Below are 26756 nucleotides of genomic sequence, written 5' to 3' on the forward strand. Positions count from 1 at the left end.
TGTTGTGAGATGTTTCAGGTAACTGCGGGATGATTCAATATCGAGCATTTTGCGAAACGCCGGAAAAGGAAATGAAAAGAAACCGGAAAGGCGGGGAAATTTTCGGGGTAGGGGCATGTAAAGTTGCATTAAAGGCAAATTTTCAGATTTTCATGGAGAATAGGAATATCTCTCCTGATACGCAAGAGCAAGGAAAACAATGGATACATTATTTCAACGGGTTGCTCCGCTATCGCAAGAGCGCATAATCGAAGCGTTGAAACGGATGGACGTGGTTTATCATGTCGATTCTGCCGGCGATTTAGGAATGTTCTTCAACGAGTGTGTGATTTGGTTCGATATCGCTGGTACGGATGAAGATGTTTTGATGATTCATGCCGATCCTTTCCGCGATATCCCAATGGAAGAAATAATGCCATTCCGAAAGTTTATTAACTATTGGAATGCAACGAGTTTCTGGCCGCGGGTCTATCCGTCAATTAATGATGACGGTATTGTGCGTGCGCACTGCGACCACGCCGTGAACTGTATTAATGGAATTACTGATGCGCAGCTTGAAGCAAATATCGTACTGTTTATCTCGATGATTCGAGATTTTTATACCGAACTTGATAAAAAAGAAAGCATGGCTGGCAATGAATGATTTAGAATTTTCGAACGCCTCCGGAGATAAGCCGGATTCGGGAAATTCCGCTGCCCCGCAGCAGAAAGAAAATAGTTCTGGGCGCGGAAAAAACAATCTAAAGTACGGCGAAATTACTGCACCGGTTTCAATCGAACGTATCTGTGCAATATTTGACGCGGCAGGGTGGAAATATAATTTAGCAGATTCAGAACTCCAAAGCGGTTTTGGTGGAAAACCTTTTATCATCACCTACAATACGGAAAGTAATTGCCTTGATTTAACTTCACTGCTGATTTCCGGTGTGTCTGAGATACCTGAAAATGACGTACTTGGTTTTATTGAAGAATGGCACCACACAAAAATCTTGCCAAAAGCATATCTTTTCCGCACTGAAGATGGGGAAGCGTTAATTCGCCTTGAACATATGCTATTGTTCGCAGATGCGGAAGAGCGGATTTTCGGTGCGACTGATGCGCAATTAGCTGGCTATCTGGAACAGTTCATTTTTTCCGCACTCGCGTTCTTTGAAGAATTTAATAACTTTTTCGGGAAAGGCGAGATTTAATGCGGCAGGCAGCGCTGTTCCGCATGGAAACAGCGCAGGTGAGAAAGATTCCCTGTGCTTGTTCTTCGGTGCTCCTGGTTCGGCTCGGCTGCTTTCCCGCTATTGAGTCCGTGATTTCGCTATTGAGTCTATAATTTCGCTGGCGGTCTCGTGCGCTTCCAAATCTTTTTGATTCGTTTCGCTTTTGTTTTATTTATCCGTCGGCGTTTGAAAATCTGGCGGTGCTGCGTCCTGCTAGTGCGGGGAAGCGAATCAAGATGTACTGTCGGCAGAATATCTTCCTCGGCAAGCTCGTGATCCGTCGTTCGCAGCTCCTTTACGAAACCGTACATTGCCAGTGCAAGCACAAAAGCAAACGGCAGCCCCATAATCACTGCCGCATGTTGGAGTGCTGGGATTCCGCCGACAAGCAGCATTCCAACAGTCAAGACTCCCGTAACACTCGCCCAAAAACCCGCAGCCACGGACGCCCGTCTTGCGCCGGATCGTCAAAACGCGAACAAAGATTTGCCATCACCAACGCGCCAGAATCTGCAGAAGTTACATAGAACAATAATCCGATAACCGTCGCCAAAACAATCACGACGGGTGCCAATGGAAGCTGTGCCAGCAGCGAATAAAATCCCATCTCGGGGGACGCCAGGGTGAGCTCTCCAAATTCTGTTCCGCTCAGTCCGCCGTTATTCGCTGTATTGCTGCGGATATAGTCGATTGCGGCATTGCCGAAAATTGAGATCCATAAAACAATATAGAAAAGCGGAATTGATACGGCACCGAGTACAAACTGGCGAATCGTGCGTCCGTAGGAAATCCGGGCAAGAAACATTCCCACAAACGATGCCCAGGCAACCCACCACGCCCAGAAGAAAAGCGTCCAGGAATTCTTCCAAATATCCGCATCGGCATAAGTCATTGTGTCCATCGTCATCGACGGAAACATTGCAGCTAAATCCCCAATATTCATTACAATCGCGTTAAGCAGCAAATCCGTGCGGGAAAAAGTAAAACCCAAACGAGCAGCGCAAAAGCGCCGTAAACGTTCAAATTAGAAATTAACTTCATTCCGCGCGAGATTCCGATAAACGCCGATGCCGTCGCCATAATAATTGCCAATGCAATCAATAAAACCTGTACTGGTAAGCCTTGCGCAACGCCGAAAATCAGGTTTAGACCAACATTGATTTGCACCACGCCAATCCCGAGAGTGGCAGCAACCCCGAATACTGCTCCGATAATCGCGGCGCTATCTACCAAATCGCCGGCAAACCCGGCCATGCGCTCTTTCCCGAAAATCGGCTCAAGCGTGGTGCGGGCGGCAATCGGGCGGTGGCGGCGATAAGTGTAATACCCCAGAGCCATACCCATTAGTGCATACATTGCCCAGCCGGTTATCCCATAATGGAAAATTGCCCAGATGGGTGCCTGCTTTGCCGCTAAATCAGTGCCTCCGGAAATCAGCGGCGGCCGTAAATATTGTGCTACTGGTTCGGCGACGGCAAAAACATTAAATCTGTGCCGATACCGGCGGCAAAAAGCATTGCTCCCCAAGAGAGGTTCGAATATTCCGGTTTTGCATTTTCCGGACCAAAGCGAAGCCGGCCGTACTTTGAAAACGCAACTGCAAACACAAATATTACAATTACGGTGCCGAGCAGAATGTAGAACCAGCCAAACCATTTCCCAATCCATGCCGTTACAATCTGCAGCAGACCGGCAGCTGCGGCGGGGCTGATTAAAGTCCACAGTGCCAGCGCAATAATAAATGTGCCAGCGCTGATGAAAACTGTCTTGCGAAGTGATCCGGGCAATTAGTTTCCTTAAATTGGGTGCGGATTCGTCAATCTGCTTAAACCGCGTTATACGGAGGCCTGCAACAAACTGTCAGGTAAAAATACTGCAAGAATCGACGAAAATAACATCATGAGTCTACAGTAAACCTTACTGCGTACGTAGTATGTTGGTGTGTTTTTGCGGGAAAAGGTGCGTTCAGTGCTGTTCCCGGTGCGGGATACTTCCGGTTATTCCGGTTGGAATATTTAATATTTTTCCTCCGCTCTCACCGCTATTGCGGCGGCGGAATATTTTGCAGCACCGGCAGTGGGATAGGAAAAAGCCCTAGATACTGAAAAGCGTTCTGAATAATATTTTCGTGATATATCTACTGGTAAAAGAGTTGTCTGTAAAATTTTGGCAAAGTTAATTAGTGGCACTTAGGAAAAAGACCTATTTGAAAAGTGTAAGGGGAGAGGTATACAGTTGTGCTGTGTTCCCCAGCGGGAATGCTGATGTTGCGAGATATCGAGCGGTGTGAATCAAAAATAACCGCCGATTGAAAAATACGGCGGGGGCACGGCAAGAGCCTGCTCCTCGTTCCTTGTTTGTTTCGGTTATAAAAGCAACAAAACGGAGGAGTCCGGATGTTTGAAAAAACAAGCAAAAAGAAACACTGAATCGAGTGCGCCGACTGCAGGAAATTCACTGCGCTGCCAATAAGCGTTTTGCGTTTGGGATAGCGGCGGTGATGGTGGGAAGCATATCTGTATTGGGGATTCCGACTGCGCCGATTAGTGCTGCAGAAGAATCGGCAGCAGCGGCTGGATCCGCTGCGAATACTGCTGTTAACGCCAGTGATTATGAACTGATGTGGGATGCGGAGAGCGGCGGAAAATCCGCAGCTTCCGCAGCTTCCGCAGCGCAAAACGGCAGAAAAGATCCGGGGTTCAAGCAAATCGATGATCGTAACTATGTGTATTATTACGATTTTGGCGGTACGTCGAGCTTTGATTTTGGGGAGATGATGAAACATCTCAAAGCGGTTCCGAAAGATCCGGCTCGTAAATTGCCAACGTGCTACGGGAAAAATTTTTCGATAAATGAAGAATCTTCCGGGAGTAATGCGGATTCGCACGGAACTTCCTGCGAAATTTACCTTGATCGCGACGGTATTAAAAACGGAATAATGCCGGTAGTCGGTACCGCTTCCGGGCATTACGATTCGATCTTTAATGACCGGACCAAAGACGGCAGCACAATTAAGGCTGTGAATGGCGCGACTTACGGCGGAAAAATCGTGCTTCGCGCCAGTGCTGCGAAGCACGGGAAAAAGTCCGGAGGTGTTGCTCTGAGCAAGAACGCAGAACAAAGCTGGAAGTTTAGGCTGCAAGGCGCCGATGTCCGCCCGCCGAAAGTTGATGCGGAGAAAACAAAACAGAAGCTGCAGCTAACGGACTTGCATATCGCCTCGCCGGAATCTCTTCGCGCACAATTCGCTGCAGCAAAAATCGTTGCAAGCGATAATGTCACGCCGGCAGATAAGCTGAAAAAGAAAATCAAGTTTACTAATTTACGGGTAAAGCGGGAATTGACTCTAGAGCAAATTCAAGCAAGTGCGAAAACCGGCGGACCGAAGCTGTATAGTGTACAGCTGGAAGTGAAAGACGAAGCCGGTTTAACGGCGAAAGAAATCATTAAGCAAACGCTGATTGTGGCGCCGGAAATCAAAACTCCGAATCCGGTTCTAAAAGAAATCGTGCAGGATTTGCAGAACTTAACGCTGGCAGAAAAAGCGAAAATCCGTACTTTGCTGCAGAAAGTCAACCCGGAAAACACGCTGCTCGGATCGCCGGGAACGAAAGTAGATATCGATTCAAAGAGCGGAATTATTACGGTCACTTATCCAAACGGATCCGTCGCTGTGAAGCTGAAAGTTGCAGATTTCGCGGGAGTAGCGAAACGGGCGAAAGATTCGGCAGATGACGCTGCAGATATTAATAATATCGGCACTGAAACTCCGAAACGTGATCCGCTGGTGAATAATGACGCTGCGGATATCGGCAATATCGGCGATGAGACCCCAGGGCGGGAACCGTTGAATCGCAATATGCGGGGAGAACAAGATTCGAACAAAACAAAAGCAGACCAGGATTCTGCAGTGTCAACGCCGCAGACGCCGCGTCTCAATTCGGCAGGAGCTGCGCCGGCAGCTGAAGCTGCTTTGCCGCAAACAGGAGCAGACTCTTTCGCTGTTGCCGCGGTTGCAGTACTGGCAATTTTGGCAGGGTTGGGTATTGTGGTCATTAATCAGCGGCGCAAAGACCGAACCAAGTAAGCTGATTTACAGATTAGCGTGTTCTCGCCGGTCTGGTTTTTACAGTGCCGGGATGTGACTGCTTAATCTTAATCGCTGCTAAGTGCAGCTGCAGCTTTCGGGCAGGTTTGATGAAAAGGATTTCTTTCGTTGGATTCATCTGCAGCTGCAGAATGTGCGGGGAGTTCTAACCGTTTGCAGTTAGAACTCCCCATTCTGATTTAATTGTAATCCTGCAGCTAAATCACTGCCGGATTGCGTAATCAAAAGCGCCGATTGCTGCTTTTGCTCCAGATCCGAGCGCTACTACCACTTGTTTGTATGGCGTATCGGTAACATCACCAGCAGCAAAGACTCCCGGCACGGAAGTCATTCCAGCCGCATCAACGGCAATTCCGCCGCGATTGAGCGTGAGTGTTTCCGCTACCCATTCAGAGTTCGGGACCAGCCCGATTTGGACAAAAATCCCATTAACAGCCAGCGAATGTGCATTCCCGGCGGAATCTTCATACTCCAGGGCGGTAACTTCGGTGCCGTCGCCGCTTACTCCGGATACTTTCGCGGAAGTAATCACAGTGGTGTTCGGCAATGACGCGAGTTTCTGCTGGAGAACCTCATCGGCTTTCAGCTCGGGCATCATTTCCACGACGGTCACATGAGTTGCGAGACCGGCTAAATCAATTGCGGCTTCGATTGCTGAATTTCCGCCGCCAATTACAGCAACAGGTTTTCCCTTAAAAAGCGGTCCGTCGCAATGCGGGCAGAAAGATACGCCGCGGTTGCGGTACTCATCTTCACCTGGCACGCCAGTGACCCGGTAGCGGGCGCCGGTTGCGATAATCACTTGCTTTGCTTGGAGCGTCACGCTGCCGAAATCGACAGCAAAAAGACCGTCGCTGTTCTTTTCGTGCAGTTTTTCGGCAAGCAAACCGGTGATAATCTCCACGCCGTAGTGACGCATTGATTCTTCCAGTTCGCCGGCGAGAGCTGGCCCGGAAACCGACTTGGTTACGGCAAGATTTTCAATCGTCGCTGTATCGAGCACTTGACCGCCGACACGTTCACCGGCCATTGCCACCCGTAAACCTTTGCGGGCAGAATAGATTGCGGCGGTTGCGCCTGCTGGTCCGCCCCCGACCACGAGCACGTCGAATGGTGCAAGCGCGTTCAAACGCTGTGCACGCTTCGTCTCTGATCCGGTGTCGAGTTTGCCGATGATTTGGGCAAGATCCATTCGTCCTTGTCCGAAAAGCTCGCCGTCAAGATATACGGTCGGTACAGCTTTGATTCCAAGGCGGTTAATTTCTTCCTGGTTCGCGCTGCCCTCGACGGCGGTGTGTGTAATCAGCGGATTAAGCACGGCAAGCGCATTTAGCGCCTGCACTACAGTCGGGCAGTTTTGGCAGGTCAGAGACATGTAGGTTACGAAATCGTGCGGCTGATCAATTGCGGCAGCCGCTGCAAGCACTTCCTGATCGGCACGTACCGGGTGCCCGCCTACCTGCACGAGTGCAAGCACGAAGCTCGTGAACTCTTCACCCATCGGGATACCGGCAAAGTTCACTGCTGCTTCCGGTGCGTTTTCGCGCTCAATCGTAAACGACGGCACTCGCGCGCCGTCTTCAGCGGGGATTTCCAAATAGGTAACCAGTTCGGAAAGCTCTGCGGTTTGCTGGAGCATTTCCCGCATTTGGCTTGCACGTTTTGAATCGTCGAGCCGAGCTTTCAGCAGAATTGGAAGTTTGATATTCGTCATCACTGCGCCGAGCTGGCTCAATGTGGCTGTATCGAGAATCATGTGGTTCCTTTAAGAGCTTGCGGAAATCGATTCTGCGGAAATCAATTCTGTGAAAAAGATTCCGTGAGTGAAAATCGATTCCGGCTTGACTAAAGATTTACTGAATTAGAGTTTTCCGGAGAGGTCGAACGACGGAGCAAGAGTTTCTTCGCCTTCTTCCCACTTTGCCGGGCAAACTTCACCTGGATGGTTGTAAATGTACTGCGCTGCTTTTACCTTGCGCAGCAGTTCGGAAGCGTTGCGTCCCACACCTTCGGAAGTGGTTTCCACGTACTGAATTACCCCTTCCGGGTCAATCAAAATCGTGGAACGGTCGGCTGCGCCTTCACCTGGGCGGAGTGTGTCGAAAGCTGCCGAGATTTCACAGGTCGGATCGCCGACCATTGCAAACTTAATTTTGCCGATACGTTCGGAAGAATCGTGCCATGCCTTGTGGGAGAAGTGCTTATCGGTGGAGAAAGAGTATACTTCTACGCCAAGCTGCTGGAATTCTTCATAGTTTTCAGCCATGTCTTCGAGTTCGGTGGGGCAGACGAAAGTGAAATCGGCTGGGTAGAAGAAAAGAATTGCCCATTTTCCGGCGTAGTCTGCGGAGGAAACTTCGGTAAAACTGCCGTTGTGGTATGCGGCTGCTTTCCATTCGGCAGCTTTCGTGTTGATCAGTGACATAATCGTCCTCTCTGCTGATATTTGTTTATTTTTTGAATTTTAGGCTTAGCGGTTTGTGAACCTTTGCAGTTCATGAACCGGATGGTTTGTGAACGTGTTCTGCGTTGGTTTGTATTGCCGTCGCTTTGCGGTTCTGCAGCGGAGTGCCGATTGAACAAGTTCAGCACGCCCGCTGTGAGCTTTTGGAGCATTTGCAGCTGCTGAAAACAACTAAATTCGCTGGTGGGAAGCTGAATTGCAGCAGTTGGCGCAGGCTCGGAAGCTCACAGCAACACTTTAGCTCTTTTGGAACGATTCCAGAAATGGATTTTGCCGGTTTTTTGATTTATGAACATTTATTCCGTTGGCCGGGCTGCTGATTTTCCTTGGAATTGCTGATGTTTTCGCTGTTTTCTGTATTTCGCAAGCCGAGAGTGCTGTTTTTCACTCTTCGAGTGTTTATCGTGAATCGATGAGTGTTTATGGTGAATCGGTAAGGCGTTTTACCGCAGAGTTGCTGCAAAGTTACTGCAGAGTTGCTGCGGGCGATGTGCGCGGCAGCCGGCTGACGTGCTTGAAATATCGGATAAAAAGCATGAACCAAACGGTAAACTGGAGGTTAATACCGCAAATTTCGCAGAGTTGTTAATTATGTAAAGTGAGATATTGCATAGGTGCCCGGATTTTCGCAGAAAAAGCCGCTTTTACAGCAAGAATGTCTAGGTATATTCAGGAAAAAGTAAGATTTGTTTATTGGTAAACTTTTAATTTTCACTGCTCCAAATTATGGACGCATAAATATATTTCGCAGTTTCTTTCTTACCCTAGCTAACAAACATCTTTCGGCATCTAAGCATATTAGATGTTCACACAATAAAATACGCAGCTAATAGTTATTAACCCACAGCTAATAGTTATCGAATGGAAACACAATATAACAAGGAAGGTAAATAATGCGCTTTAGAGTCATCTCGCCCATTGCTGGCGCGCTTATTGCTTTCTCTCCGCTTGCAGCACCCGCTGCTGCTGCAGCTGAAACAGGTGCGCCTGCGCGCGAAGCAAACGTAAACGCTTCCGCTGCAGACGCGCTTATCTCAGCCGGAATGAAAGCTGACATCGCAAAAATACCGCAATTGCGTAATGCGAACACTGAACGGGTTCGCGTGATTGTGACGATGAAATCTCAGCCTGCACTGCCGTCGAAATCGGTGGAAAACACGAATAAAACCGAACAGGCGAATCTGCTTGCAAGCTGGAAAGAGCGGTACGGTCTGCAGCTCGACCGGCAGTTCGGGTATTTAGTAAACGGTTTTTCGGCTTCAATCCCGGAAGATAAAATCGCTGATCTCCTCGCTGAGCCTGCTGTTTCTTCGGTGAAACGTGAGCGCATTTATTATCCGACTGAGAATTTCGCGCGTAATCTTGAAGGAGTTGCAAACGCCGAGAAAGACTATGGAGTCGACGGCACCGGCATGGTCGTATCCATTATCGATTCCGGTATCGACCCGTCGCATCGTGATTTAACCCTCGATAATTGTGACGCTGCTGCAATCCAGACAATCAATACCAGCGGCGGAAAATTCACCTGCAAAGTTCCGAATGGGTACAACTATGCGGATGAAAACTATGAAATCGTTGACGCAACCGCAGATCAGCACGGTCAGCATGTAGCTGGGATTGTGGCTGCAAACGGAAAAGAAGGCACTGCAAACGCGGTGCGGGGTGCGGCTCGAACGCGCAGCTTTTGGCAATGAAAGTGTTCTCGAACAAAGGCGGCGGAGCGCAAGATTCCGATATTATTGCGGCAATTGAAGATTCGGTAAAGCTCGGCGCAGACGTGATTAACATGTCGCTCGGCTCGACGAACGGGATTACAGATATTTCCGACGGTTCCTACCGTGCAATTGAAAAAGCGCGGGAAGCTGGGGTGCTTGTTGTTATCTCTGCAGGTAATGACGGAAAGAATTTCGATCTTAAAGGCGGATTAGCAGACGTTCAGGGATACTATGACGACGGCACGATCGGTTCTCCGGCTGTGCAGGGCGGATTTGCTGTCGCGTCGGTGGAAAACGATCATGTAACCCAGGCTTCCGGTTTCTATAACGACGGTGAAGACCACGGCTTTGCGTTTTCGCTTGCCAGCGGCGAACCCGACGGTAAAAATCATCAAATTTATGATGCGGGAGTCGGCAAACCAAATGAGTTTCCAAAGGAAGCAAAAGGAAACTTTGTTCTGATTAAACGCGGTGAACTCACTTTTACCGATAAATACAAAAACGCCCAAAATGCGGGTGCTGCCGGTGTGATTGTGTGGAATCACGAAGAAGGCGGCGAAGAATTCGTGGGAATGGCTGGAATTGAAGAATTTAAATTCCTCTCAGCTTCCGTGAAAAACTCCACCGGAAAGAAAATTTTAGCCGCAATCAATAAGGCGAAGAACACTAATAAACCAGTAACCGTTCGGTTAACAGAAAACTGGGTATCAGAAAAGAACCCGACGGCACTGGAACCGTCAAGTTTCACCTCATGGGGAACAACCCCGGCGCTTGATTTCACCCCGGATATTGCCGGTATCGGCGGCAGCGTGTACTCACTGCAAAACAATAATAAGTATGCAACAAAGTCTGGAACGTCAATGGCGGCGCCGAATATTTCCGGCCTTTCCGCACTCGTGCTGCAAAAATACAAGCAGCTCTATCCGCAGCTTTCCAGGGTCGAGCTGCTCAACCGCGTACAGATTGCACTTTCGAACACGGCAACAATTCTGGAGAAAAACGGAATTCCATACTCTCCGCGGCAAATCGGTGCCGGACTTGCGCAGGTAGATCAGGCGATTGCAACTTCCGTATTCGCCACTGTGAACGGCAAACCGTCGGCCGCATTGAAAGAAGTTTCCGGCGCCCGGAAAGTAACCGTCGATCTTGTAAACGTCGGGAAAGAACCAGCTGTATATTCAGTTCCGGCACAGCAGGTAATTCGGGAAACAAACGGTGTTGAAAAGAGCACCCGCACGTCAATTTCCGGTGAAACCGTAACTGCCGATAAACAGCAGATACAAGTGCCGGCAGGCGGGAAAGCGAAGATTACTTTCACAATCCAGCCAGACACTTCCAAAGAAGGCTTTATACTCGGCTGGCTGAAGTTAAAAGCAGCCGGGAAGCAGCCGAATCTTGCGATTCCATATCTTGGGTTCGTCGGAGACTGGAACAAAGAACAAATCGTGGCGGCCCCAGGCACCGGTTTGCCGGAAAAAATGCTTCCGGCGGGCATGAAATCGCCAGTTACCGCTTTGACCACTTCGGAAGTTTCCGTATCAAGTAAGCCGCTTGGCAATGCGGGAGAAAAAGAAATCGGCTGGATTTCTCCAAACGGAGATAAGCAGCTTGACACAGTGAACGCTGATCTTGTGCTTTTGCGCAACGCTTTCGACGCACGCTACTCAATTCGGCAGGGCGAAAATCTGATTGCAGAACTTGGGCAAGCAAGCGATGTGCGCCGAATATCCGGGCTTGGATTGTCGCAAATTCAAAATCCGGCACAGATAAAAACTACTGCGGCAAAATTCGACGGGAAAATCTACGATCCGGCACAAACGCAATTCGTTCCAGTTGCTGACGGTATTTACACTTACCGTGTCGAAACCCGTTTGAGTGAAGAATTCAAATGGCAAACCACTGATATGAAATTCGGTGTCGACAATACCGCGCCGGAAATAACCATCGGTGATTTGCAGGACGGCACAGTTACCGTGAAAGCTGCAGACTGTACAAATCCAGGTACGGGATGCGCTGGAATCGCAGAGATTACGGCAACGAATCCTGATGGCGCTGAACTTGATGTCGCCGAAAATAATGACGGTACATACAGCATTAGCGGCGCCGATTTGCGTGACGCTACTGCGGTCCTTGTGACTGCCGTCGACGCTGCACAAAATATTGCGCAAAAGAGCAAATCACTCGCAGCAGCGAAACTCACAGTGTTCAATGCAGGAAAATACAATAATCCGCAATTCGTTTTCGGCAACGCGGCTACGGAAAAATTTGCAGACGGAGTGCTGGTTCTCGACGGTGTATATCCGGAAAAGATCAAACAGATTACCGTAAACGGGAAGAAACTTTCAGCACAAGAGCAGGCTGACGGGCAATTCTCCACACAGCTTACACTCCAGCCAGGCCCGGTAAAGATTGAGATTGTCGGATCTGACGAGACAGGCGAAGTTGTCGATACAGTCAAAATTGAGTCGGTTTACGATAACCAGCCGCCGGTACTGAATATTACCGAGATTAAACTTGACGAAAACGGCTATGCCGTGCCAGTTGTTTCGGAAGAACTCGGTATCGGATTTGTACACGTGAAAGGAACCGTGACTGATAACCGTAAAGATGCAAAACTCACTGTGAAAGGGCTGCTGAATGATGTTGCAGTAGAATCCGACGGCAGTTTTGAAGGCGATTTTTATGTGATGCCCGAAGCGGTGAATCTGCTTTTGCTTTCCGCATTCGACGGCGGAAATATTAGCGAACCGAAAGGATATCAGCTCTCCGGATACACAGATGCGCCGAGCACTGAACCGAATGCAGCTTCACTGAAGTGGGATAACGTCGAATGTATTTCGGGATATCAGATGTGTCTCGTTAGCGGCACAAAGAATAAAGATGTTAAGAAAAACAGCGACGGCACAAAGAGCTTCACGCTGCGCGGCAGCGGCGGAGAGCCGGGATCAATGGTTGTATTTACACCGCAGCCGAAGCTTAACGCTGCAGGCAGCAACTATGAACCGCTTGCCCCGATTAACGCACTCGTAAAGCAAGACGGAAGTTTTGCAGTTGAGCTGCCCGTCGTTACCGGAAATAATCACTTCGCCTATATTTTGAAAGATAAATACGGGAAAACACTTGCGGATGCTCCGGCAAGCTTCTGGGTTGATGTAAACCTGCCGACTTTGCGTTTCGATGAGCCGAAGCTCATCGGCGGCACGCTTTACACGAATCAAGACGAAGTGCGGTTTAAAGGTACAGCTTCCGACGACGGTTGGGGCTATACGCTCTCAATCAATAATTTCGTACCAGCTGATGAATTCTATGAATCCGGCATCGGTGCGCCATCCAACGAACGCAGTTTTGATCGAAAAGTAGCGGTAAAGAATGGTGACAATATTCTGCTGCAGGCTGCTGATTCGCTTGGGAACGGTGCGCTTAGTGTGATTCCGGTGGTGGTCGATAAAGAAAATCCAACACTGAAAATCAACGAAGAATATATCGACGGCGGTGTGCAGCAAAAGAGTGTCGGCAATCTTGCATGGGTTGCGAAAGGTGAAGCTGCGAACTTCTCGGCAAGTGTTGCCGATGAGAACATTGCTGCGCTCACTGTTTCGGTAGATGAGAAAGTGTTGGGAACAAAGTATTCGGAATTAAAGACAACATCCGTCGATGGGCCGAAGAAAGTTGAAGAAACATTTATCGACTCAAACGAACTGGCAGCCGATGATACTGAAGCTGCTAATCGGGAAGCAGACGCTGCTGAAGCTGCTGCAGATCCGAACACAGATGATGCTGTGAGTGAGCCTGCTGCTGATAATGCAGCCGGATCCGGTACCCTTACCGCGAACACTGATACGCAGCTGACGCTTGCTGTTTCCGTTGCCGACCTTGAACCAGGCACACACACCTTTGTTGCTACCGGTTATGATCTTGCCGGAAACGCGGTTAGTGTTACCCGCACATTCTTTGTTTACGCGCCAACTAAAGTAACTGTTGACGGGGAGCAGCCGTTTGAGTTCGAAATCGACCGTGCCGATTTAAATCCAGGCGGTGCGGCGAAGCTGCTGCTGCCGAAGCTGCAGATTGATCCGGGAACAACAATCGATGAAACCGGTGCTGCAAAGCCGATTAATGTGACGGCAAAGATTGCGGAAGATCAGATTGTGCTCGCAGGTGCCAATACACTCAAGGTGCTATTCGTCGATTCTGCTGGTGAACAGGCTGCTGCGCCGGTAACAGTGCAGGTTAACCTGAAACTGAAGCAGAATCCGCTTGAGAGCAACGGCGTGCGTGCTGCGGGTTCATTCCGCGGTGACGATATGCTGTATGCAGAGTGGAGCGAAGACGGAGATTCGAAGCTGGTAAAGATTTCGAATCGTCCTGAGTTCAAGGCGCCAATTAACGCTCCGGAGACGGCGCTGATTTCGATTCCGGCTGCGCCGAATTGGTCGCTCTGGGTGCGCAATGCCGACGGTTCGCTTTCGAAAGCTGTTGCAGACTACGCGGATGGAAAGTTTGTGGTTCTTGGATCATACAATGCGACGTACGTGCTCCAGCCGCCGGCGAAACCAATTATTCCGCGTCCGGCTTTCACTGTGGACACTGCGCCGAATGCCGGCAGAGTGAATCCGGCTGCGATTGATCGTGAAGGTGTGCTATCGCGTACTGGCGCCGGTCTGGGAGTAACGCTTCTGATTGGTGCGGCAGCAGGAATTGCTGGTGCAGTTCTCCGGCGGAAAGGAGTGCACGGGCGCAGCGAATAGTGCTTGGCAGCATTTTAGTGCTGAGATAGTGCTGGATTGAGATTCGATTGGTGCTGGATTGGCACTGGATTGGTACTCGATTAGCACTTGATTAGTACTTGATTAGCAGTGGATTAAACGCGCCGGTGTTCCGATTCGGGATTTCTCTCGACTAATTGGAGCAGGCAAAGCGCAATCAAAGTAAACAGCAGATGCGTGCCGCGAGAGTTCGATTTTCACTCTCAGGCGCGCATCTGTTTATTTTCTGCTGAATTTAGCTGTGTTTATTCGGATGCTGCTGAATTTGCCGCACTTTCAGCAATAATTGCGGTAAATGTGCGAAATCACTTTGGGAAAAACAGGAAAAATGATAAATGTCCGCAGTTACATTGCCAAGTGCGGTATCTTATTTAAGTTACTAGGTTTTAACCTGAACCTGTCCGCGGCCTGTCCGCTCGCAATGCTGCGTTAAGTCAGGAATTATTATTCAGCCCGGCTTTGCTTTTTACTCCAGATGTTGCGGCAGTTTTGGAAGTTAGAATGCCCGAGCCGATGAGAGAAGGAAAAAATGTCCGCTGAACTTTTTGAGATTGCGCGTCAGTTTCGCTTAAAAGGCGAACCGACTTCGGTAGTGCCTTATGGTGAAGGGCATATTAACCGCACTTACTGTGTGGCTACTGATCAGAAAAACTATATTCTGCAGCAAATATCGACTAATACTTTCAAAGATATCGATAGTCTGATGCGTAACGTCGTTTTAGTCACGAAATTCCTCCGTGAACGCGGTCAAGAGACGCTGCGCTTCCGGCCGGTTCCGGAAACCGGAAATTACTATTTGAAAACTGACGACGGTAAGGTTTTCCGACTCTACGAAATGATTGAGGGAGCGCTTTCTTATAACTTAGTTTCAGATGCGTCGATTTTTGAAAAGACGGGGAAAGCTTTCGGCGCATTTCAGAAAGAGCTGGCAGACTTTGATGCGAGCCAGTTAACTGAAACCATTCCGCACTTCCATGACACTCCAAAACGTTTCCAGGATTTTCAGGAAGCCGTCGCCCGCAACACATCAGGGCGGGCAGATACGTGCCGTGAAGAAATCGCATATTTTCTGGAAAACGCTGATCGGTATGCGCTGGTAATGGATGCGCTGGCTGCGGGAGAAGTACCGCTGCATGTCACACACAATGATACAAAACTAAATAATGTGCTTATCGACGAAGAAACCGGAGATGTGCGGGCAATTATTGATCTTGATACGGTAATGCCGGGTTCGCTGCTTTTCGATTTCGGTGATTCACTGCGGTTCGGCGCTTCGAGCGCGCTAGAAGACGAACCTGATGTTTCAAAAGTGCATTTCGTTCCGGAACTTTACCACGCATATACCCGCGGGTTCCTCTCGGAGATGGCGAAATCGCTTACCGAGCGGGAAATCGAACTGCTGCCGTTCTCGGCTTGGTTGATGACCGCTGAATGCGGGATGCGGTTCCTCGCTGATTATTTGGATGGCGATATTTATTTTGCAACGAAGTATCCGGAACACAATCTTGTGCGTGCCCGAACCCAGATTGCACTTGCGAAAGAAATGGCTGCACGGGAAGAACAGACACTTGCGGAGACGCAGGCGCTTGCAGCAGACTTTCTTAAGTAACACGGTTTTAGTGCCGGCAGTGCATTCTCCGTAACTGACGGCAAGAAGTCGGTTACGCTGCGTAAACCGATACCCCGGCATAAACAAGATATATAGCGCCTTTTTGCTTGGGTCTGGTTTGGCCGGTTCCAAGCGGTGTTTTTGTATAGCGGTCAGGCTTGATCTATGCAAAAACACCGCTTTCCACCCAAATAACCACCAGTTTTTTATTCCGCTAATACAAAGAAAAGTGCAGCGTTGTCAAAGCCGATTTCGCCGTCAGTTGCGTTAGTTTGGCCGGTTCCAAGCGGTGTTTTAGCGGCAGTCAAACACCGCTAGAACAAACACCGTTAGAACAAACACCAGCTTTATTGCGTTTAGACAAAAGAAAAATGCGAAGAGCCAAATAAATACTCCCTGAAGTTTGGGCTTATTTCGGAAGCTTAGTTTCAGGGAGTATTCGTTATTATTTTATTTTCGCGCTGAACGCGGTTCAGCATTGTGAATTTTTAGTTTTTCCGCCGACGGTTTGCTGCCATTCCAGTGCCGAGTGCTGCTAGGAGCAAGGCAATGATTGTGAGGCTGGAGATTGCGGCGCCGGTCTTTGCGAGAGCTGCTTTTTCGGGTGTTGTTTCGGCGCCGGCTGTTTGATCAGCTTGGGTATGATCCGGAGCGAGATCTGGTGTTGGTGCAGCTGGCTGCTCCGGCTGTGCCGGTTTTTCATCAGCTGCGGGATCCGTCGGTGTGCTCGGATCCGGATCGGCCGGTGTCGGATCAGCCGGTGTCGGATCAGCCGGTGTTGGGTCAGCCGGTGTTGGGTCAGCCGGTGTCGGATCAGCCGGTGTCGGATCAGCCGGTGTCGGATCAGCCGGTGTCGGATCAGCCGGTGTCGGATCAGCCGGTGTCGGATCAGCCGGTGTCGGATCAGCCGGCTTTGGTTCTTCCGGTGTTGGGGCTGCGTCGGTAAAGTTCGCCGTCAATTTCACTGCCGAATTTGGCATTGCAAACTTTGCAGTTCCATCTTCAGCTGCGGTGAGTTTGAGATTGGCAGGATCGGTGCTCCAGCCAGTGAACTTCTTCCCTTCCGGAACTATTGGCTGTACAGCCACGTTGTCGCCCTCATGCGCAACTTTGCCGGCATTGATTGCGGAAGTAATTTCTCCGCCTTCAACGGTCACTTTATGACAGCCTGCCGGGTAACCTGCTTTCGTTAATTCGATTTCAGCCAGCGAAGCAAACTTTATGCTTGCGTTGTTTCCATAGGTGTCACTTACTTCAATCTGAATTTTCTCAATCGGTTCCGTCAGCTTAATCACAGTCGGTTCGCCATTATTCGGGTTATTAGTGTAAGTGCCGAGAGTCTTGAGCTGATCGCCGACCCCGCCCTTTACCGTGAAGTTCTTGAAACGGCCGTTTTCAGAATCAGTGCGGTGACGCAAAATCAGTTTATCTGCAGTTACTGCGCCGCCGGCTGCTGTAAAGTCAATCGTAACCGGTAACTGGATGGAGGTGTTCCACTTCGAATGCCAAATTGTTGCCGGATTGCCGTCGGTCATATTTGCACGGCCCTCTGCCGCGTTCTGCTCCGGTAAATCGGTGGTTTGCAGAGTTAGTCCGGCAGCTTTCTGGTCGCCAAGGAAGCAGCGTTCGAATGTTAAATCATCACGCAATCCCAGCCAGTTCAGGTCAATCATCTTGTAAACAATAGTGTTTCCGGCACCCTCATAGAGCAAACCGTACTTACCAGCCCATTCTTTACCTTTATATTCGAGCGGAGTAAGCGTGGAATACTGCATTGCGCCCGGTTCGAAAACTTTCTTGATTGCCCAGGTTTCACCGTTATCAAGCGATACTGAAATTGTGCCGTTCGAGCGCCCGCCAGCGTTGCGTGCATTCGAGAAAAGCAGAACTTGCGACTTTGGATCGTTCGCAGAAGCAAACGGGAATGCGCGGATAATTGAAGCGTTATTGTTCGGATCAATCAGTTCGTTATCGATTTTGACTTCGCCCCATGTTTCACCGCCATTTTCCGAGATTGCAATCTTGCGGGCTTTTGTGCCGTCGGAAGCACGGGAATTCAGCATGAGTTTTCCGCCGGCAAGTTCGACGACCTTGTTTTCATCCATACCGGTACCGATCGGTGCGCCGGCTTTCCAGGTTTTACCGTGGTCATCGGAGTAAACAGAGACGCTCTGCTGCTTGTAGTTTGCGGAGCTGCCGATTCGGAAAGTGTACTGCTGGACGAGACGGCCTTTCTTTGCTCCTTCACGAATCTGAATCCCCTCACCGGAAGCAGCAAAACGGCTGTAACCATTAGCCGGGTTAATATCTGCCGTAATCACGCGCGGCTCGCTCCAATTAACACCGTTATCGGTTGATTCAGTGACGGCTGCGTGCAGTACGTTGCGGTTAGTAATTTCTGTTCCTGCCTGTGAGTGTGCAAAACCTTGCTCGAAAGACTTTACAAAGAATGCGAAAATCTTATTTTTCTCACGGTCTACCACATACGACGGGTCAGAGTAGCCGTACTTTGGAGCTGGAATTTTTCCGGCAGCGATATATGTCGGTTTGCCCCAGGTCTTGCCGCCGTCGGCGGATCGGCGCTGAATAATTGAATTTGCCTGCGGAGCGTCGGTGCATGTGCTTGGCCGTCCGTCCCAAGCTGCGAGAATATCACCATTCGGAGCGACGGTTAGTGCCGGAATGCGGTGGCAGTTAAAACCGGCGTAGTTTGCGCGGGAAAGTTCAACTTTCTGCCCGATTTCCAGTGTTTCCAAACCTTGCGATGCCGGATCATCTGCAGCGGTCAAAGTTGGCGGAACATACGGAGCTGCAGGGCGGGGAGCTGGGTTTACTGATGTAATTGCAGCCGGCAAAGTGGCTGCAGAAACATTTTCGCCGCCTTGCACCGGGGTGTTGCCGTTGCGGTCGGATGTGCCTTTCCAAAATGAAGTGAAAGTAATACCGTTTTCTACATCAGATTCTTTCACTGTGTATGTTCCAAAGTTGCAGTTTGCAGACTTTCCGGGAGCGAGATCACGCCAACGGCAGCCGCCGTAAGAACCATTAACTTTCACCTTGTCAATATTTGTTTCTCCCGGAACCATAGTGATATTTGCGGAAGTTTTATTGGTATATGTGATGCGGAATGTCAGTACATCGCCCACATGGACGTTAGCGCCGAAATTGTCGGTACGGGTAACTTCCACGGTGAACGGCGGATTCGCGTTCGGAACAGCTGTTTCGTTCGCGGCAGCAGTGCTTTCAACAGCACTTCCGACGGCAGCGCTTCCCGAATTTGCAGTTTCGGAAGGTGCGGCAGCAGAAATGGCTGGATTTACTAAAGCTAATGCAGCTGTGCATAGCAGGGCTGATAGAGCTCGCCCTTGAGCCTTAAATTTGTCAGTCATATTACAAATATTAAATTAGGCGTTAACAGCTTGCTGCCATTTGGGAAATCGTGCACTAACCTCTGACTATTTTTCGGATTACTTGCATGGTCAGAGCTGGTTTTTAGGATTTACGGCATATGTTTTGTGTTTACTTTTTGTTAACATCAAATCGGATTGCTTAATTTCATCCAGCTGCTGCTCGCGTAATGAGGCGCAAGCAGCAGTGAAGAAGCAGACAATTTTCCGCAATTGACGGCAAAATGCGATTTCCGTACGTAACTGGCGGCAAGAAGTCTCGCTGCGATTTCTGCTGCCGGAAGCTTTCGCATTAGCGCTGGTCGCAGGCTTGTGGGAACGGCGGAATTTCCGTCGGAAAATCAAATCACCCGCTTTGCCGTCAGCTGCGTTAAAAATACGGATTTCGCGGATCGTGCGCCAATCAAATACTAAATGCGGCATACATCTGATTCGCAATAATTAAATTAAGGACGGCAATGAGGACGGCAGACGCGCAAAAAATACGATGGATTGCATTCATCGTCACTTTTATTTTCAGCCTTACAGCTTTCATCTCTGCTCCGCAGCTCGCTAATGCTGCTGGGAAAGAGTACTTAAATGTTGATTTTGGCGGCACATTCACACCGCAAAATGGATACACTACCGGAGGAGATGAGATTGTCAGCGGCGGCGCTCTTAGCTGGAGCGGCGAAAATGCTCCCGCTAAGGCGGACGGCGGAGGTGTAAATCTCGCGGGCGGTCCGGCAGGTATCACCTACACGGCAAATAGTTCTTTCGGCACTGCTGCCGTCGAAAAGGATTTATCTCCGAACTTGAATACCTGAGCGCAGCAGCGCCAAAAAACCTCGACACGCTCCTATCTGCAATGGGTAATATCTTTGTGCGGGCGGAAAGCGGAAAACTCGTTTACGGATTTTCCGTAAAGACGGCTGCCGGCACTTGGAAAGACTACAAAGAACATGTAAATCTTCCAGAAGTAAATCAGCGGCACGTCATCCAGATGAAATATGAAGCAGCAGAATCGGCAAAACTTACCGTCTGGATTGACGGCGTACAAGGTCCGAGCGCGATCTCTGCTGCAGGTGAAAAAGCTGCAATCTCGAATGGGAAAGATAAAATATTCGGGATTGGATCTGAAGTGAATCCGGATCCGGCTGCTGCAGCCCGCGGCTGGGCTGGTAATTTCTCCCGTGCCCGCATTGCTGATGCTGATGCGTCCTGGAAGTTCCGGAGCCAAAATCAACTTTTGCACATTGATTTCCGCGGCACGCTCCGCGGTGTAAATTATATAGCTGCCGCTGCGGAAGATAATACCGGCACGCTTTCCGCCCGCACCCCGGCGCCGGCCGTAGAAAATTCGTTTGCAGTTTTCACCGGCAGGACAAGCGGATTTGATTTCACTGCTCCGGATTTCTCCCTCGGTACCGGCAAAGTAACGACTGGTTTTGCAGCTGAAATGAAGTTTACTCCGGCGGAAACGGGTGTATTGCAAACGCTCTTTGCTGCCGGCGGAAACATCTTCCTCCGTTACAATGCGGCTGGTCAGCTTGAATTCGGGATTTCATATCAAGAGAACGGAAAGTGGGCTGATCAGAAGATTACTGCCGCTGCTCCTGCCGGCGCGCAGCATACGGTTTCCGTAGCGTACGTACCAAATTCTGCCGGAACCGCTGCCGTGCTGCAGATGCGTGTCGACGGTACAGATCAGGCTCCAGTTACTGCTTCCAGCCTCGCAGCATTAGAGAACCCGATTGCAGCTAAGGTAAGTTTCGCGAATGAGGTCCACCCGGCGGCGTTGGATCGTGGTTTCACCGGAAAGATTGACGAGATTCGTTTTGCCCGGACGGATGCGAAATTCACGCCGGATGATTTCAAGCTCACCTATGTGAGTGATATCTGTGATACCTCCGGTGTGCTGCCGGCAAATACGATTGAAGTTACTTCCAACGAATGTGCGGACCTGATTAAGGCAAAGTTATCAGCACTCCGTCCAACGGAAAAGCAGGCCGATTATCTCGATTGGGGGCAGATTGGATTCGTGCACTTCAATGTGAATACTTTTACTGGAAATAGTTGGGGGCATGGGACGGAAGATCCGGCTGTAATCAATGCGGAAACTATCGACACTGATCAATGGGCGCGCACTTTCGCGGACGCGGGTTTTAAGATGATTATGGTGACGGTGAAACATCACGACGGCTTTGAACTTTTCGATTCGCGTTACAACCGCAAACACGATTGGCCGAGCACCGCCACAGCGAAGAATGGCGGTCCAAAGGATTTATTTGCACAAATCGTGAAATCTGCACGGAAACACGGTTTGAAAGTTGGGGTCTACTATTCGCCGGCTGATTCGTATATGCAGCTGCAGAATGTGTTTGCAAACGGCTCGCCGAAGTCTGAACGTACAATCCCGACACTCACTGCGGATGACGATCGTGCAGCGCGTGTAGCTTCCGGTGAACTTCCGACTTTCAAATATCAGGCGACAGATTACGGTGAATATATGCTGAACCAGCTTTACGAGCTGCTTACAGATTACGGTGCAATTGACGAAGTTTGGTTCGACGGTGCCCAGGGCAATACGACAAAACCTGAATACTATGATTATGCGGCATTTTACGATCTCATCGGTAAGCTCCAGCCGCAGGCAATTCAGGCAAATGCAGCTCCGGATGCGCGTTGGATTGGGAACGAATCTGGTTGGGCGCGCACTTCTGAATGGAGCCCGCAGGGTGTGAGCTTTGATCAGTATGGCAAGATTATGATTTATCCGCGGCAGACAGCTGCCGACGGCGTGCTCGGCTCAATCGAATCCGTAATCGACGGTGTGCGGACTGGCGCGATTACAAAACTGCATTGGTATCCGGGAGAAGTTGATGCGAAGAATGGTCCGGAATGGTTTAATAATTCCGGCAAGCGCGGGCCGAATAAGCCGAAATCAATGTCGGAAATTGTGACTTTCTATGAACAGTCAACTGGCCGTAATGCACAGTTTCTGCTGAATATGCCGCCGCATACCGACGGCCGCCTGCCGCAGGATGACGCAGATATTATGCGCGCTTACCGTGAAGAGCTGCTGCGCCGTTATGGTACGGATTTGGCTCTCGGTAAGGAATCTTCCGTGGCTGCTTCTGCTGCGGCTGCGGCTGTGCCTGCACCGAAACTCACCGACGGATCGAAACTTTCTGCGGATCCGGCTGCCGGAAATACACCGATTTATACGGTGAAGTTTGGTGCGCCCACTAAAGTCGATGCGGTAATTCTCGGTGAGGATGTGCGCAGCTCCGGACAGCAGGTGGAACGTTTCAAGGTGCAGGGCCGTGACTCTGCCGGCATGTGGCGGGACCTCACTGCGGGGACGACAATTGGGCAGCAGCGGAATCTCCGTTTCGCTGAAAGTTTGGTGAGTGAAATTCGCTTGGAAGTCACTAGCTCACGCGGTCCGGTACAGATGGCTCGAATCGAGGTCTATCATTCTGAGTCGGAAATTCAAGATGGTCCGCGTGCATACTTTATTGATCCGAGCGCTGTGAAAGCCGGCGACGGAAAAACTGCTGACACTCCGATGAATTCTATTGAAGCATTGCATGATATTTCCCTTGTTCCTGGTTCCGTGATTCTTGTGAAGAACGGGACGGCACTCACTGGAGATTTTGCAGTTTTCGGATACGGCACGGCTGATCAGCCAATAACTGTTACCACTTACGGCGACGGAGCTGCGCCTGCCGTCGCTCTCAACGGGATAAAAGCAACTACGCTTGAAGCGCTGCTTACCGAGCTTGCGAAAGATCAGGCCGGCTGGAAATTTGCTGCTGCTATTGAGCAGCTCCCGGCGCTGCGGAATTATATCCCGCAAGAAGACTTACAGCCGGCGGCAAGCTCGCAGAATGCGGACGCTGTTGCCGAAAGTGCTTTTGACGGCAAGTCGGATACGATATGGCATAATCAGTGGGAGCCAAGTGCTGCAGCTGGTCCGCATTCCCTCACCATTGATTTGGGTAAGCGGTATGAAGATATTTCTTATGTGGATTACCTTGGGCGTGTCACCGCAAATCGCAATGGTACGGCGAAGAATTATCGGATTTATACGGGTGATTCGGCTGAGAACCTCACGCTTGCGCAGGAGGGAGTGCTGGAAGATAAACCATATACGCACCGCATTGCGCTTGGCGCTCCAGCAGCCGGCAGGTTCGTAAAGTTCGAAATCGTCTCGTCTTACGGCGATAATGTGAGCGGATCGGCTGCCGAAATCAATGTTGAAACAGCTGCGATAATACCGGAAGTGCCGGGCGCCTCGGTTCATCCGGAAGAAAAGACGTACACCGTGACGGTAAAGTCTGCCAATCCGAATCAAGGCACAGCAGCGATATCTGCTGCCGGCCCGTTCAAATCTGGTGATAAAGTGAAGCTCACGGCAGCTCCAAATGCTGGTTTTGAGTTCGTGAACTGGGTGAACGCTGACGGGAAGGAAGTTTCGAAAGACGCTGTTCTTGTTGTAACCGTCGGTGAGGCTAATGCAGCATATACGGCAAACTTTCAGGCGGGGAGTCACAAGCCGGCAGAGCCAGTAGATCCGGTTGCGCCAGTAGAGCCAGCAGATCCAGTAGATCCGGTTGAACCTAAGCCTGGAGATCCGGTTCAGCCGGCAGATCCAAGCAGCCCATCTCAGCCGAATCAACCCGGCGGTACTGGCGAAACTGACGCTGAATCGGGCAAAGAGCCGGTATCTGATTTTGGCAGTGATTCAGACACGAATAGCGGTGAAATCCTAGCAAAGACGGGAGCTGGCATCGCCGGTGCTCTCGGCATTGCAGCATTATTCGGTGTGATGGGAATTTCGCTCATAACTCGCCGTCGTAATCGCGAAACAAGTTTATAACTGAATCATCAATACTTGACATTTGGCGGCGGAGATTGGCTAAGATTTTAGCCGGTTCCGCCGCCAGTTTCAGCTATGCCGAATCTTAATATCATGCCGAATCCTGATATCAGAATTCGGATTTTAGATAATTTTTTTGGATTTTGTGCGGGGGCGGCAGGAAGCGGATAATTTTCCGGAACCCCGCAGCCATTCCGCCGCTCGCAGCTCGCTGCCGTTACATATGAAAACAGCAATTTTTATTCAGCAAGCAGTAAATAATTGGCAAACGTGTCACCTTTTGACCGCAAATTAAAGTTAACGCTCCAAATTTAAGCCAATAAATGAGAGACTAAACCAGTAAAGTAAATTGACGCACCTTTACCGGCTGCTGATGTGCAGCGGATAACAACTGTGGTTCTCGGCGCTCACTTTCTTAGATACTCGCGGTCTTAAATAATCAGAGCGGAACACAAAGCGTATCCGGCGCAGCATTAAACAGCTGAAAGTGCGCAGACCTGCCGATAAAATCTGTGCCGCTTTTTGAACCTAATATCGGAGAAAACTAAAGTACTATCGGAGAAACTTATGTCTTCACATGCAACCATAAACGCAAAGAAGAGATCGGGAGCGATTAAGGAACTTACAATCCGCGGAATTATCCTCGGCGGCTTAATCACTCTTGTATTTACTGCAGCTAATGTGTACCTTGGTCTGAAAGTTGGTTTAACTTTTGCGACCTCAATTCCGGCAGCCGTAATCTCAATGGCGATTCTGCGCAAATTCAGCGACCATACCGTAGTTGAAAACAATATCGTGCAAACCATCGCATCTGCAGCCGGCACTCTCTCGGCAATCATTTTCGTACTTCCGGGTTTGATTATGATTGGCTATTGGACCGGATTCAACTATTGGGAAACCGCATTAGTCTGTGCAATCGGCGGTATTCTCGGCGTTACCTATTCGATTCCGCTCCGCCGGGCACTAGTTACCGGATCTGATTTGCCGTATCCCGAAGGCGTGGCTGCAGCTGAAGTGCTGAAAGTTGGAGACACTCACGGTTCAGCTGAAAATAACAAACGCGGATTGAAAGTAATTATTGGCGGCGCAATCGTTTCTGCTGGTTACCAGCTGCTCGTTTCGCTCAAAATCACAGCCGGGTCGCTCACTAAATACCTGAAAGTTGGGTCAGGCGGAACTATGGCGGCGACCAGCCTTTCACTTGCGTTAATCGGTGTCGGGCACCTTGTGGGTATCGCCGTCGGCATTGCAATGATAGTTGGCGTGATTATCTCGTTCGGTTTCCTGCTCCCAATTTTCAGCCAGGGAGGTGCTGGTCTTGGAGCGGATATTGCCGCTGATTTACCGACACTTGTCGACACAGTTTTTGCAAATAATGTGCGCTTCGTCGGAGCGGGCGCGATGGCAGTTGCGGCAGTGTGGACGCTGCTAAAAATCATCGTCCCGATTATTAAGGGGATTAAAGATTCAATTGCTTCTGCGCAAAAACGCAATGCCGGTGTAGAACTGCCGATAACTGAACGTGATATTCCATTCTCGATAGTTGCCGGTGTTACTCTTGCTTCAATGATTCCGGTAGGAATTCTGCTGTGGCTATTTGTAAAAGACACACCAATCTCGCATCATACAGGGACTTTAATCGCCCTCTCGATTATTTTCGTACTGCTTATCGGCCTAATCGTGGCCTCAATTTGCGGATACATGGCAGGCTTAATCGGTGCATCAAACAGCCCGATTTCTGGTGTGGGCGTAATCGTGGTGCTTGCTGCGGCACTGCTGGTAAAAGTAGTAACAGGAAACGAAGCCGAAACTAATGCCGACGCATTGATTGCCTACACGCTTTTCACTGCAGCCGTCGTCTTCGGTATCGCAACTATTTCCAACGATAATCTGCAAGATTTGAAAACAGGGCAGCTCGTCGGGGCAACCCCGTGGAAACAGCAGGTTGCGCTGATTATTGGTGTGATTTTTGGTTCGTTAATTATTCCGCCGGTATTGCACTTGATGCACACCGCATTCGGTTTTGCCGGTGCGCCCGGAGCTGGCGAAAACGCGCTTGCGGCGCCGCAGGCTGGCTGCTTTCTTCGATTGCAAAAGGAGTGCTTTCGAATGATTTACGTTGGGATCTTGTTGGAATCGGTGCGTTAATTGGTTTGGTTATCTGTGTTGTAAACGAAGTCTTAATCGCTGTTACAAAACACTCGCAACGAAAGATGAGTCTCCCGCCGCTTGCCGTCGGCATGGGAATGTACTTACCGATTTCACTTACGCTATTGATTTCTGTAGGCGCATTCATTGGGCTTGCTTACGATAAATGGGCGATGCGGAAAAAGAACGCGGAAGCAAAGAAGCGTCTTGGTATTTTGCTTGCAACCGGTCTGATTGTGGGCGAGTCCCTCTACGGGGTGTTAAATGCCGGAATTATCGCTGGTACTGGTAAGGAATCACCGCTTGCAATCATGCCGGAAGCTTTTGCTGGTTGGGATCAGCTCGCGGGAACACTTGTATTTATCGTGCTGGTGGTACTTAGCTATAAGTGGGTGCAGCAGCTTTCCCAGAATGCTAACGCTGCTGATACCGCTGCTCATGCGGAAACGGAATAATATCGCGGC

At 49.9% G+C, this 26756-nt stretch carries 12 protein-coding genes and 2 pseudogenes; 9 read left to right on the forward strand and 5 right to left on the reverse strand.

The genetic code is table 11. The features are described from left to right. The first annotated feature begins 199 nt into the window (after positions 1-199). Together RQN30_RS08765 and RQN30_RS08770 are read left to right on the forward strand one after the other, a co-directional pair. The gene (locus RQN30_RS08765) at positions 200-643 is read left to right on the forward strand and encodes a type III secretion system chaperone family protein (RefSeq protein WP_353060150.1); all 444 of its coding nucleotides are present in this window, start codon (positions 200-202) and stop codon (positions 641-643) included. After that, positions 636-1190, forward strand: coding sequence for a type III secretion system chaperone family protein (locus RQN30_RS08770; RefSeq protein WP_353060151.1), 555 nt, complete (start codon positions 636-638; stop codon positions 1188-1190). The genes RQN30_RS08765 and RQN30_RS08770 overlap by 8 nt, the downstream gene beginning before the upstream one ends. 128 nt (positions 1191-1318) lie before the next feature. Here the strand turns inward: RQN30_RS08770 and RQN30_RS08775 are convergent. Further along, a pseudogene (locus RQN30_RS08775) lies at positions 1319-2998 on the reverse strand (BCCT family transporter). A gap of 734 nt (positions 2999-3732) precedes the next feature. Here RQN30_RS08775 and RQN30_RS08780 point away from each other — a divergent pair. Further along, the gene (locus RQN30_RS08780) at positions 3733-5298 is read left to right on the forward strand and encodes an LPXTG cell wall anchor domain-containing protein (protein WP_353060152.1); all 1566 of its coding nucleotides are present in this window, start codon (positions 3733-3735) and stop codon (positions 5296-5298) included. 223 nt (positions 5299-5521) lie between these two features. Here the strand turns inward: RQN30_RS08780 and ahpF are convergent, their stop codons facing one another. Beyond that, positions 5522-7075 (reverse strand): alkyl hydroperoxide reductase subunit F, encoded by a 1554-nt coding sequence (gene ahpF, locus RQN30_RS08785; protein ID WP_353060153.1) that lies wholly within the window; start codon positions 7073-7075, stop codon positions 5522-5524. Between the two features lie 105 nt (positions 7076-7180). Beyond that, positions 7181-7744 carry an alkyl hydroperoxide reductase subunit C gene (gene ahpC / locus RQN30_RS08790; RefSeq protein ID WP_353060154.1) on the reverse strand — a complete coding sequence of 188 codons (564 nt, stop codon included), beginning with the start codon at positions 7742-7744 and terminating at the stop codon, positions 7181-7183. A gap of 932 nt (positions 7745-8676) precedes the next feature. Here ahpC and RQN30_RS08795 point away from each other — a divergent pair. The 3 genes from RQN30_RS08795 (at position 8677) to RQN30_RS08805 (ending at position 15873) form a co-directional block, all read left to right on the forward strand. After that, positions 8677-9477, forward strand: a complete 801-nt coding sequence (locus RQN30_RS08795) for a S8 family serine peptidase (protein ID WP_353060155.1) — start codon at positions 8677-8679, stop codon at positions 9475-9477. Next, positions 9474-14246, forward strand: coding sequence for a S8 family serine peptidase (locus RQN30_RS08800; RefSeq protein ID WP_353060156.1), 4773 nt, complete (start codon positions 9474-9476; stop codon positions 14244-14246). Before RQN30_RS08795 ends, RQN30_RS08800 begins: the two co-directional genes overlap by 4 nt. 547 nt (positions 14247-14793) lie before the next feature. Beyond that, the gene (locus tag RQN30_RS08805; protein WP_353060157.1) at positions 14794-15873 is read left to right on the forward strand and encodes a phosphotransferase enzyme family protein; all 1080 of its coding nucleotides are present in this window, start codon (positions 14794-14796) and stop codon (positions 15871-15873) included. 488 nt (positions 15874-16361) lie between these two features. Here RQN30_RS08805 and RQN30_RS08810 read toward each other — a convergent pair whose 3' ends face one another. Further along, positions 16362-19262, reverse strand: coding sequence for an exo-alpha-sialidase (locus RQN30_RS08810; protein WP_353060158.1), 2901 nt, complete (start codon positions 19260-19262; stop codon positions 16362-16364). A gap of 90 nt (positions 19263-19352) precedes the next feature. Further along, positions 19353-19703 (reverse strand): hypothetical protein, encoded by a 351-nt coding sequence (locus RQN30_RS08815; RefSeq protein WP_353060159.1) that lies wholly within the window; start codon positions 19701-19703, stop codon positions 19353-19355. A gap of 35 nt (positions 19704-19738) precedes the next feature. Here RQN30_RS08815 and RQN30_RS08820 point away from each other — a divergent pair, with 35 nt between their 5' ends. From RQN30_RS08820 to RQN30_RS08830, 3 genes and pseudogenes are all read left to right on the forward strand, one after another. After that, on the forward strand, positions 19739-20086 hold the full coding sequence (locus RQN30_RS08820) for a hypothetical protein (RefSeq protein WP_353060160.1): 348 nt from the start codon (positions 19739-19741) through the stop codon (positions 20084-20086). 41 nt (positions 20087-20127) lie between these two features. Then, on the forward strand, positions 20128-24144 hold the full coding sequence (locus RQN30_RS08825) for an alpha-L-fucosidase (protein ID WP_353060161.1): 4017 nt from the start codon (positions 20128-20130) through the stop codon (positions 24142-24144). A gap of 567 nt (positions 24145-24711) precedes the next feature. Beyond that, positions 24712-26747: pseudogene (locus RQN30_RS08830) on the forward strand (OPT family oligopeptide transporter). Positions 26748-26756: the final 9 nt, after the last annotated feature.

The sequence above is a fragment of the Arcanobacterium hippocoleae genome (genome assembly GCF_040360365.1).
Taxonomy (GTDB): domain Bacteria; phylum Actinomycetota; class Actinomycetes; order Actinomycetales; family Actinomycetaceae; genus Arcanobacterium_A; species Arcanobacterium_A hippocoleae_A.